We start from the raw sequence: 10,483 nt of genomic DNA on the forward strand, positions 1-10,483 counted from the left end.
CAGCTACCTGAAAGGGGGGCACGAAGCCCCTGTGCTTCAGCCGGGGGTGCTGACCTTGACTCGGGTAGGGATGACCACCTTAAAGGTTGACCCTTCTCCCAGTGTACTCTCTACTTGAATATCACCTCCCATCATTTGACAGAAGCGATCGCTAATAGCCAGTCCCAAACCAGTTCCCCCATAGCGTCGAGTCGTCGAGGCATCCCCCTGGGTAAATGGCTGAAACAGTTGTTCTTGTTGTTCCTGACTCATACCGATTCCCGTATCATGAACTTTAAATTCTAGGACCGAACCCGACTCTTGGCTATAGGGGAGGGAGGATACACGAGAGACCTCTAACTTAATTTTCCCATTAGTTGTAAATTTCGCAGCATTACTGAGCAAATTCAGTAGAATCTGTCTAACCTTAGTCACATCAGCATACATAATCCCGATATTGTCAGGACAATCGACGGTCAGGGTGTTATTATTTTTGGACATCAGGGGTTGAGCCGTACCCATAACACTTTCTAAGAGACTGGAAATATCAAAAGCCTCTAAAAACAGGTCCATCCGTCCCGCTTCAATTTTAGAGATATCCAGGATATCATTAATCAGAGTCAGTAGATTTTTACCGGCAGTATAGATCCGTTCCAGGTCAGGCACAATATCTTCATATCCTAATTCTTCCGCTTCCTCGGATAAAATCTCGCTATAGCCGATAATGGCATTGAGGGGAGTACGCAATTCATGGCTCATATTAGCCAAAAAGGTACTTTTCGCCCGGTTAGCGGTTTCGGCGGCTTCCTTGGCGCGTTCTAAGGCTTCTGCTGCTGTTTTTCCTTCGGTGATATCTTCGACAGTTCCTTCATAACAAACCAGTTCCCCCATAGCATCAAAAACAGCCCTGGCATTTTCCGAAATCCAGATAGTTGTCCCATCTTGGCGATATACTTGGGATTCAAAGCCTGATATAACTGAACTCTTGGCGATCGCTGCTACAAATTCCGCCCGTCGGGTAGGTTTAACATAAAGCTGGGTGCTAACATCGGTCAAATTAGCGATTAAGTCTTCCGGGGAGTCATAACCCAAAATCCTAGCTAAAGCTGGGTTAGCGCTAATATAGCGACCGTCTGGGGTAGTTTGACAGATACCCTCAGCCGCATTTTCAAAGATACTGCGATATTTAGCCTCTGTTTGTCGTAGCACTTCTTCCGTGCGTCGCCTTTCAATAGTGTTAGAAAACATTTCTCCCACCATTTTCAGCAGGCTAATAGTATCCGAAGACAAGGTATCAAGAGAACTGAGACTATCAAAGCGCAAAAAACCCACCAAAGATTTGCGACACACCAGAGGAATCATCGTCAGAAATTGCAGTTGGTGCTGGATATATTCTGGGTATTCATAACCGACCAATCCGGTCTCTTTATGGAAGTTTTCTAAGGCTTCCAGTTCCTCAAGAATCTGGTCAGATAAATTAGCCGATCTAATATGGATAACTTCATGCTTTTGTAACCATGAAAAAATTCCCGTAATTACCTCACAGTTAAGTTGGCTTGAGGTGACTTTTACTTGATTTGCGACCACGGAAACCAGGTCTAATGGTTCATTGTCTGACGACTCCGATACCAGGTTATTCTCGGCTTTAATAGACATCAAATTCGAGCGCCAGTCGTAGATAGATTGGCTATGATATTCAGGATCGGCGAATAGATAAATATAGCTTCTATCTACTCCGATAAACTTGCTTATTTTTTGCAGAGCTTCTTTAATTCCTGCATCAATTTCCTCGGTGCTTAGACTAATAAAATAGGTGGAAAGATTCGTAATTAGCTGCTCAAATTCTACTCGATTTTGCAGAGCTTTTTCTACTCTTTTGCGCTCGGTAATATCCCGGAAACTCCAAACCCTACCCACCAGTTTATTGCCGACTTTAGAAGGGTGAGAGTAAACCTCAAAAATCCTCCCATCCTTGAATTCCACCACATCGTATGTAGGGATGTAAGGTTGGGCGGACAGTTGCATGATAGTTTTGAGAAACTGGGGGGGGTTTTTCAATTGTCGCATCACAAAAGCTAGGGTTGAGCGATTTTGATTAGGCTCAAGGAATGATTCTGGCACCTCCCACATTTGGACAAATTTTTGATTAAAATGGCACACTTGACCATTGCGATCTAGGGCTAAAATTCCGGCATCCGTTGAGTCAAAAGTGGCTTGTAACATGGACAGGGAACGGGCGGCTTCTTGTTCGGCTTGTTGGCGATCGCTAATATCAAAAAACACTAAAACCGTTCCCACCCAACAACCATTTTCTACAATCGGGTTGAGAATGTACGAAACTGGTAAAACTTGACCATCACGACAGGCTAAATGATCCTGAGCAGATTTCAGCGGTTCTAACAGCTTTTCCTGGGTTCCTTGGTTGACAGGGGAGTGGGAATAACTATTCAGCCGTGATTGAAATTGTTGGGGAAATTCTTGTAAATGGGGAGCAATCAGTTGGAATAAATCTTGACCAGCGATTTCTGACTCTGACCAGCCCAAAAGTTGTTCAGCTTTGGGATTCATCGATAACAGATTCCCCTGAGCATCTAATATACATAATCCCGCACCGAGAGAACCAATTACCGCCTGTAGGCGATCGCGTTCTGCTTCTAACCGCGCTTCCGACTCTTGGCGTTGGCGTTCGTATTTTTCGATCATTTCCTCGGAGGAAAATGTCAGAGTTTGCGCCGCTAAATCTCTTTGTTGATCGGCGGCGCGATAACTTGAACTAACCTTTTTTAAAAACTCCCGCCAAGCCTTGGGGTCTGATGGTGGCGCGTCCATTTGAAAGCCGATTTCTTGGAGTTGTTGTTGAAGCAGAGGGTGGATCATGGTTCATAATTGAAAAATGGGGACTCAGTGTTGATGCTAGGTGAGAAATCAAAGAGAATCTGAATTGGAATCTAAGATCACCCCAGAGGGAGGGTCAGAGACAGACCCATGGGGGTAAGCTAGTTTTTGTTCCGCTAGGCGTTTGGGTTCTAAATACAAGTTTTCCACTAAGGCTGCAATTCCTGCAAACCAAGGTGGAACTATCAACGCCCCAATTAGCCCTAAAAGCTGCACCCCTGCTAAAACTGATAAAAGCTGATATAGGGGATGTACACCTACTGAAGACCCCACCAATAAGGGATCGAGAACGTAGGTTTCCAGGTTCTGCACGATTACATACAGTAGTAACACCCAAAAAAATAGAAATCCACCTTTGGCTAGGGCTACCACGAGGGCGGGAATTGCTCCTAAAATTGGACCCAGGAAGGGGATTAAATTGGTAAACCCAGCGATCGCACCCAAGCCTAGAGCATAGTCCTTTAGCCCTAAAAACCCTAAGCAGGTAGTAATACTCACCCCTAATATGGCAGATACAATTAATCTACCTCTAATATAACTGCCCATGCGACGACCTACGGGCTGGGCTTGGGCTGCTAGGCGTTCGTTCCACGGGTATGGGAACAATTGTACAAAACTTTTGACCAGAGTTTTGCTATCTGCTACCATATAGCCGGAGACGAATAGTGATAGAATCAGACTAAATACCCCTCCGACAATACCTCTGGTGATTCCGTAGGATCTGAGAATTAATTGCTGAGATGAACGAATTGTCCAGTTGGTCAGGGATTGGGTATCTACTAGGCGATCGATTAAGTCGGGGATATCTTCCCCCAAACTGCTGGCTATGTTACTGATTAGATCGAGGCTGCGTTCAGCGAAAATTGGTAACTGACGCACCAACAGGTTGATTTGATCAACCACACTCGGACCGATGATTAAACCTAATCCGGTAATGCCGCCAATTAGGGTTAAATATACTACAATCACCGCTAACCAGCGGGGAATTTTCAGGCTTTGCGCCCAGTTAACTAAGGGAATGATGGAGGCTGCTAATACCACCGAAATCATGATCAGGATAATTAATCCCTGAAGTTGCCATAATAAAACTAATAGTAAAACAGCACCAACAATCAACGGAACATTGGAAACTGACAGGGTGATATGTCTTTCCTGTCTGGGGGAGTTTTGGTCGCTCATCTTGGCGGTTAATTGCGTGAGTTAATCACAGATAAGGGGTTGACAGTGTTTTGATTTTAGTCGATTTCTGAACTAGAACGCCGCCTCGGAGGTGATTATTCTTGAGTCGCCCCAAATCCGGGAACTTTTGACGATCGATTCATGATCGATATAGTATCTACTAGCACTATTATATTTGAGAACCTATTTTGCTCTATGAGATTTCACTTGGAAGGATGGCCGTTTGCACCTAATTATTATGCGATCGCCACTTATTTTATCTGGCAAGAACTTTTGAGGCGATCGGATTTACAGGTTTCCTATCAAGCCAATCCTTCAGCCCCCCATGATTCTAACCCAATTCTCGATCGCTTACTGGGTCAGTTGTCAATTCCCACCCCAGACCACCCTAGGGATAGTAACTCAGCAGATATCTGTTTAAGGGTTTCCCCAGAAGTGGATTTTACCCCCACTGATAGCCAAAAAACTGGGATTTTGACCGCCCCACAATGGGGAACTCTCCTGAATATCAGTCCCGAAAATGTGTCACTAGCCCCTAATATCACCCTAATTACCCCGACAATGTGGTGTAAGGATGGATTACTTCGCGGCGGTATTCCACCTCACCAGGTCGCTGTTATCCCCCCTGGAGTTGACACGGAAATTTTCCACCCGTTAACCTCCCCAGACAGACAGGAATTGCGTAAATCTCTGGACTGGGACTATTATTTTGTGTTTATCCATGTTAGCAACCTCGAAAATACCGATGGTCTTCGCCCTCTCCTCAAAGCCTTTGCGGGGGTGGTGGAAGTTTACCCCCATGCTAGACTGGTATTGAAAGGCTGCACCCCACAGGGGGAAAAATTACTCCTCGAAAGCAGTCAAGCTATTTTAACTGATGCGGAAGCTACACGAGTACAGCCTAGGTTAGCCTACATTGGCGATAATTTACCTTTGGAGTCGGTGGCGAAATTGTATCAGGCGGCTGATGTTTATGTGTCCCCTGATGTCGCACCGGGGTTAAATTTACCGATTTTGGAAGCGATCGCTTGCGGTCTTCCCGTGATTTATTCTGAAGGTAGTCCCGCCCAAGAATGGACTCATCCTGATTTTGGCTGGGCGATTTCTAGCCAATTCCGAACCTTTGTGATTGACTATAAAACTCGGTTTTTGCTACATCCCAACTGGGAACATTTACTGACTTTAATGCAGCAGGCTATTGAACAGCCGCAAATCGGAACTATGGCGCGGGAGTTAGCCCCCCAGTTAGTCACCAAAAAATTTACCTGGAAACATACCGTTGACCGGATTTTAGAAGTTCTTAACCCCCAGTCAAAACCCCCGGCGGCGCTGGGGTTAAATATCGGGGGCGCTAACATCAATTCTCGCCCCCGTAACCTGGTGGTCGAAGGTTGGCGATGGTTGCCCCATTCTTATGCTTTGATTAATAGCCATCAACTCCTAGAACTTAATCAGCGATCGCCCCTTAAACTATTCCATCGGGATATGCCCTATGTGACCACCGATTGGCAGCCTAGCCGAGGTTTATTTACCCAGGAAGAAGAGGCGATTTTGGACAGTATCCCCATACCCCCAGAAGACCTGAAAGCCGATGTAACTTTGAGGATGTATTGTCCGTTTAACTTGGCATCTTCTGACAGTAAAAAAACCTTTGTTTTTGGTTGTACAGAGTGGGGAATTGTGCCACAAACTATTTTGCGGGGAATGGGGGTTAAGTCTTTGAGGGAGGCTCATTTAAATTCTGATAGTATTATTATCACCGCTTCCGAATGGTCGCGCCAAGGTTTTTTGAATAGTGGCGCAGTCCCTGAAAGGATGGCGATCGTCCCCTTGGGATTTGACCCAAAGGTGCATTATCCCCTCAATGAAGAAGACCGCAATAGTCTCCGCCGTGAGTTAGGATGGAATGATTATTTTGTGATTCTCAATATTGGCATTATGTGGAATGAACGTCAGGGGGTCGCTAGGCTTTTAAAAGCCTTTGCACAAATTGCTGAGAGTTATCCAGAAGCGAGGTTAGTTTTAAAAGGTAGAGATGCGATTTTTAAGTCCAAAGAATCCATTAAAGCCGCCAGTAAACAAGTCTTAAATGATTCCCAAATAGATTTAGTAAAACCCCGGATTAGTTATATTGGCGATAATTTATCTGCCACCGAAATCGCCAGACTCTACAAGGCGGCTGATTTATATGTTTCTCCTTATTCGGCGGAAGGCTTTAATCTCCCAGTTTTGGAAGCCGTAGCCTGTGGAACTCCGGTTATTTGCACCAAAGGAGGGCCGACAGATGAGTTTACTAGAGAAGATTTTAGCTTTTATATTAATAGTCAGCTTAAATGTTTTCAAGATTCCGAAGGTGATACTAAGTTTTACTTAGAGCCTGACGGTAATCATTTGGTGGAATTGATGGAAAATGCCCTCAAAAACCCGGGTTTAAGGAATAAGAATAAATCGGCGGGCTGCGAATTTGTCAGGGCGAGATTTACTTGGTCGAAAGTATGCGATCGCCTATTAGAAGTGTTATTGTCATCTTAAAACCCTTGACAATTCTCACCATGGGATGTCTAATGGAAGATTGCCAATCAGTTGCATACTTAACAAAGGCTCGGTCAGCACCCCCGGCTGAAGCACGGGGGCTTCCTGCCCCCCGCTTTCAGGTAGCTGACCAGCTTAAGCCTTAACTGGCTACGTTCAGAGCAAGAGTTAAAGTTCCTACCCTGGAATGCGTGCTAGTTCCAGGCTCTAGAACCAAATCGTTAAACAGTCCTAAGGGGTTAAGACAGTGCGATTTGGAAAGTACCGACTCTGAACATTAGCGAAGCAAACATTACCCCGCAAGGGAGTCGGAGCCAACCATAGCTCCATGGAGGGGCAACCATACCCCTCCACCCCGCAAGGGGGTGCTGGCGGCGGTCAGCCGCTTGAGTCGGTTTTCCTCTCCGCGATCAATCACGGAGCTTCCAACCCTCCCAGGAGTTTTACGTGAAATACTTCTTTCTCTCAGAAGGGTGGACAATTGGACGGATTTGGGGTATCGGTGGCCTGTGGGATGTGGCCACCCAGCGGCGACTTCCAGATCTACAAAAACTAGATATATGTGTGTCCAACGATACAGACACTGAAAAAATGTGGCTGTACAGAGTTGAAGATGAAGTTCTGATGCTAGAAGTCAAACCCCAATGGACAGAACACCCATCAACAGGTATCGGTCAAGTAGTTCTCACCCGTCTAATTACTGCTGACCAGGTTCTGGACCGTCTGGGAACAGCATCAACCGAGTGCCGAGTCCAGGGCGGTCTTTTTTAGGAAAGCCGCCCCCCAGTGTTTAGATCTTGGGTTTTGCTTGCAATTGGTTCTAATAATCTATACAATTCTTTAACAAAATCTGCGAAAATTCTCAGCTTCTAGTTTTTGATAGAAGTAGGGGATGGATTGCGGTAACAAGTGTTGGTAGAATAGATCCCAAAGTTAGGACACCAACTGCAAACGCCAAAACCGAGCGTTAAAATCAAAAAACAGGCAAACTAACGAAGAATCTCATGGCTCATGGGAGGATATCGGAAGCCGCCTATAGAGGGCAGAGTTTTTGTCTGACCCGACCGTAATACCGGATACTGGATTGATGCTAGTGAAGGCTATGGCGGTTCAAATAGCGGGCTTGGTTTGTAATCTCTCATTTAAACGTCTGTAATTCACATTCATTGATTCTAGGAGGAGCGTAGTCAATGGGACTACCCTGGTACCGCGTACATACAGTAGTTCTGAACGATCCAGGACGGCTGATTTCTGTACACCTAATGCACACTGCTCTTGTCGCAGGTTGGGCGGGCTCTATGGCCCTGTACGAATTGGCAGTTTTTGACCCATCAGACCCAGTTCTAAATCCCATGTGGCGTCAAGGTATGTTTGTCATGCCTTTTATGGCTCGTTTGGGTGTAACTCAATCCTGGGGTGGCTGGAGTGTAACTGGAGAAGTAGCCGATAACCCCGGAATTTGGTCTTTTGAAGGGGTAGCCGCTACCCATATCATCTTGTCAGGTCTATTATTCCTGGCAGCAGTTTGGCACTGGGTTTACTGGGACCTGGAACTGTTTACCGATCCTCGGACTGGTGAACCAGCCCTAGACCTGCCCAAAATGTTCGGAATTCATTTATTCCTATCTGGTTTACTTTGCTTTGGCTTCGGAGCCTTCCACCTGACCGGACTATTCGGGCCGGGAATGTGGGTTTCTGACCCTTATGGATTGACGGGGAGTATACAACCTGTCGCGCCTTCCTGGGGACCTGAAGGATTTAACCCCTTCAATGCTGGCGGTATTGCGGCTCACCATATTGCGGCGGGAATTGTTGGCATTATTGCTGGACTATTCCACCTGTCCGTCAGACCACCTCAGCGCCTCTACAAAGCCCTGCGTATGGGAAATATCGAAACTGTACTATCTAGCAGTATTGCAGCGGTATTCTTTGCGGCTTTTGTGGTAGCTGGAACTATGTGGTATGGTTCGGCTGCTACCCCGATTGAACTGTTTGGACCTACCCGCTATCAGTGGGATCAGGGATACTTCCAACAGGAAATTCAGCGCCGGGTACAAGCAAGCATTGCTCAGGGCGACAGCCCCTCAGAAGCATGGTCTAAGATTCCTGAAAAACTGGCATTTTATGACTATGTTGGTAACAGTCCCGCCAAAGGTGGCTTGTTCCGCGTTGGTCCGATGAACAAGGGCGATGGTATTGCTCAAGGTTGGTTCGGACATCCAGTATTTACTGATGCAGAAGGTCGCGAATTAACTGTTCGTCGTCTTCCTAACTTCTTTGAAACTTTCCCGGTCATTCTGACTGATGCTGATGGAGTGATTCGCGCTGACATTCCTTTCCGTCGCGCTGAGTCTCGCTACAGCTTTGAGCAAACTGGGGTGACTGTTTCCTTCTATGGTGGTGAACTGAATGGTAAAACCTTCACCGATCCCGCCTCTGTGAAGAAATATGCCCGTTTTGCTCAACAGGGCGAACCCTTTGCCTTTGACCGGGAAACTCTCGGCTCTGATGGGGTATTCCGCACCAGTACCCGTGGCTGGTTTACCTTCGGTCACGCTTGCTTTGCTTTGCTTTTCTTCTTTGGTCATATTTGGCACGGTTCCCGCACCATCTTCCGAGATGTATTTGCTGGGGTTGAAGCTGACCTGGAAGAACAAGTTGAGTGGGGTAACTTCCAGAAAGTTGGTGACCAAACAACTCGTGTTCAAAAGACTGTCTAATGGCAGTTGTTGAGTAGTTGTCAGGACAGGTTCATGGGTATATCAAGACTGGTGGCAGCCTTCCTCAATGGTTGGCGATCGCCTCTGGTGAAGATATCCGACCTGTCCTTTTTTTGGTGAAACTCCCGAAAAAATATCCAACCCCTCCCTATTCTCCTAGACTGGGGAAATTGGGGATTAAGTTAGGGCAGGTTTTTCAGAGTGGCATCAAGACTGATAGACTGGTAGTTAACCCGGGATATGAGGAAACATTGACATGGAAAGTGTTGCATACATATTAGTTTTGACGCTGGCTCTCGGCGTGTTGTTCTTTGCCATTGCCTTCCGGGAACCCCCCCGCATTGGTAAATAAGTCGCCAACAGCATTTGATTTTCTGATTCCAATTGGGTTGTAAGGGGTATGCTTCTTAGAACCCGATTGGATATGGCTTTCGTAAATCAATCAGCATCCATGGCAAAATCTGAGTTTAAAGGACGTATATTATGCAATGTCCCGTTTGCCAACATACCAGTACCCGTGTGTTAGAATCGCGATGGGCTGAATCACTGAAAAGCATCCGGCGACGGCGGGAATGTCTCAATTGTAAACACCGTTTTACCACTTATGAACGCATCGAGTTGGTTCCTTTAACGGTGATTAAGCGTGACGGACGGCGAGAATCTTTCGATGGTTCCAAATTGTTACGGGGTTTAGTTCGTGCCTGCGAAAAAACTGGCATCGCTTCTTCTGAACTAGAAACCATGATCGAAGACATAGAAGCAGAACTCCAACAGCGTGCCACCCGCGAGGTTTCCAGCCCAGAAATTAGTGAGCTTGTACTCGATCGCCTCAAACCCATAAGTGAAGTGGCTTATATTCGCTTCGCCTCAGTTTACCGGGAATTCCAGGGAATACAAGATTTTATAGCATCCCTGACTGATTGGGAACGGACACCCGCAGTCATTCCAGAAACTTCTGACCAACATCTACCCACTGAAAGCAACCACCCCACCCCTAGCCCAGTCATGAGGTAGGCTCCTCCCAGGTATACCGAAGGAGGGCCAGGCAGCTCATTGCTAAAGTCAGAGTTTGATGATGTCATCCGCTCAACTCTGGGGATAATCTTACCACAAATATGCTGAAGTCAGCACCCCCGGCTGAAGCACAGGGGCTTCGTGCCCCCCTTTCAGGTAGCTGG

At 46.5% G+C, this 10,483-nt stretch carries 8 protein-coding genes; 5 read left to right on the top strand and 3 right to left on the bottom strand.

Annotated elements, in window-relative coordinates; translation table 11 throughout:
• Nucleotides 1–36: 36 nt before the first annotated feature.
• On the bottom strand, nt 37–2,856 hold the full coding sequence (locus tag P5683_RS19430) for a PAS domain-containing sensor histidine kinase (protein WP_046321674.1): 2,820 nt from the start codon (nt 2,854–2,856) through the stop codon (nt 37–39).
• Between the two features lie 48 nt (nt 2,857–2,904).
• Complete coding sequence (locus P5683_RS19435; protein ID WP_006622046.1) at nt 2,905–4,053, bottom strand: AI-2E family transporter; 1,149 nt, start codon at nt 4,051–4,053, stop codon at nt 2,905–2,907.
• A gap of 195 nt (nt 4,054–4,248) precedes the next feature.
• On the opposite strand from P5683_RS19435, the gene P5683_RS19440 reads away from it, so the two are divergent.
• Nucleotides 4,249–6,585 carry a glycosyltransferase gene (locus tag P5683_RS19440; RefSeq protein ID WP_315645000.1) on the top strand — a complete coding sequence of 779 codons (2,337 nt, stop codon included), beginning with the start codon at nt 4,249–4,251 and terminating at the stop codon, nt 6,583–6,585.
• Nucleotides 6,586–6,877: 292 nt separating this feature from the next.
• Here the strand turns inward: P5683_RS19440 and P5683_RS26540 are convergent, their stop codons facing one another.
• Nucleotides 6,878–7,066 carry a hypothetical protein gene (locus P5683_RS26540; RefSeq protein WP_008051924.1) on the bottom strand — a complete coding sequence of 63 codons (189 nt, stop codon included), beginning with the start codon at nt 7,064–7,066 and terminating at the stop codon, nt 6,878–6,880.
• Between P5683_RS26540 and P5683_RS19445 the strand changes: the two genes are divergently transcribed.
• The 4 genes from P5683_RS19445 to nrdR all read left to right on the top strand — a co-directional run bounded on the left by P5683_RS19445 (nt 7,033) and on the right by nrdR (nt 10,319).
• Nucleotides 7,033–7,356, top strand: a complete 324-nt coding sequence (locus P5683_RS19445; protein WP_187757809.1) for a hypothetical protein — start codon at nt 7,033–7,035, stop codon at nt 7,354–7,356. The genes P5683_RS26540 and P5683_RS19445 overlap by 34 nt on opposite strands.
• 419 nt (nt 7,357–7,775) lie before the next feature.
• The gene (gene psbB, locus P5683_RS19450) at nt 7,776–9,305 is read left to right on the top strand and encodes a photosystem II chlorophyll-binding protein CP47 (protein WP_008051921.1); all 1,530 of its coding nucleotides are present in this window, start codon (nt 7,776–7,778) and stop codon (nt 9,303–9,305) included.
• A gap of 256 nt (nt 9,306–9,561) precedes the next feature.
• Nucleotides 9,562–9,657, top strand: a complete 96-nt coding sequence (locus P5683_RS19455) for a photosystem II reaction center protein T (protein ID WP_006619121.1) — start codon at nt 9,562–9,564, stop codon at nt 9,655–9,657.
• 131 nt (nt 9,658–9,788) lie between these two features.
• On the top strand, nt 9,789–10,319 hold the full coding sequence (gene nrdR, locus P5683_RS19460) for a transcriptional regulator NrdR (RefSeq protein ID WP_006668667.1): 531 nt from the start codon (nt 9,789–9,791) through the stop codon (nt 10,317–10,319).
• Nucleotides 10,320–10,483: the final 164 nt, after the last annotated feature.

Source organism: Limnospira sp. PMC 1279.21 (assembly GCF_032349615.1).
GTDB lineage: Bacteria > Cyanobacteriota > Cyanobacteriia > Cyanobacteriales > Microcoleaceae > Limnospira > Limnospira fusiformis.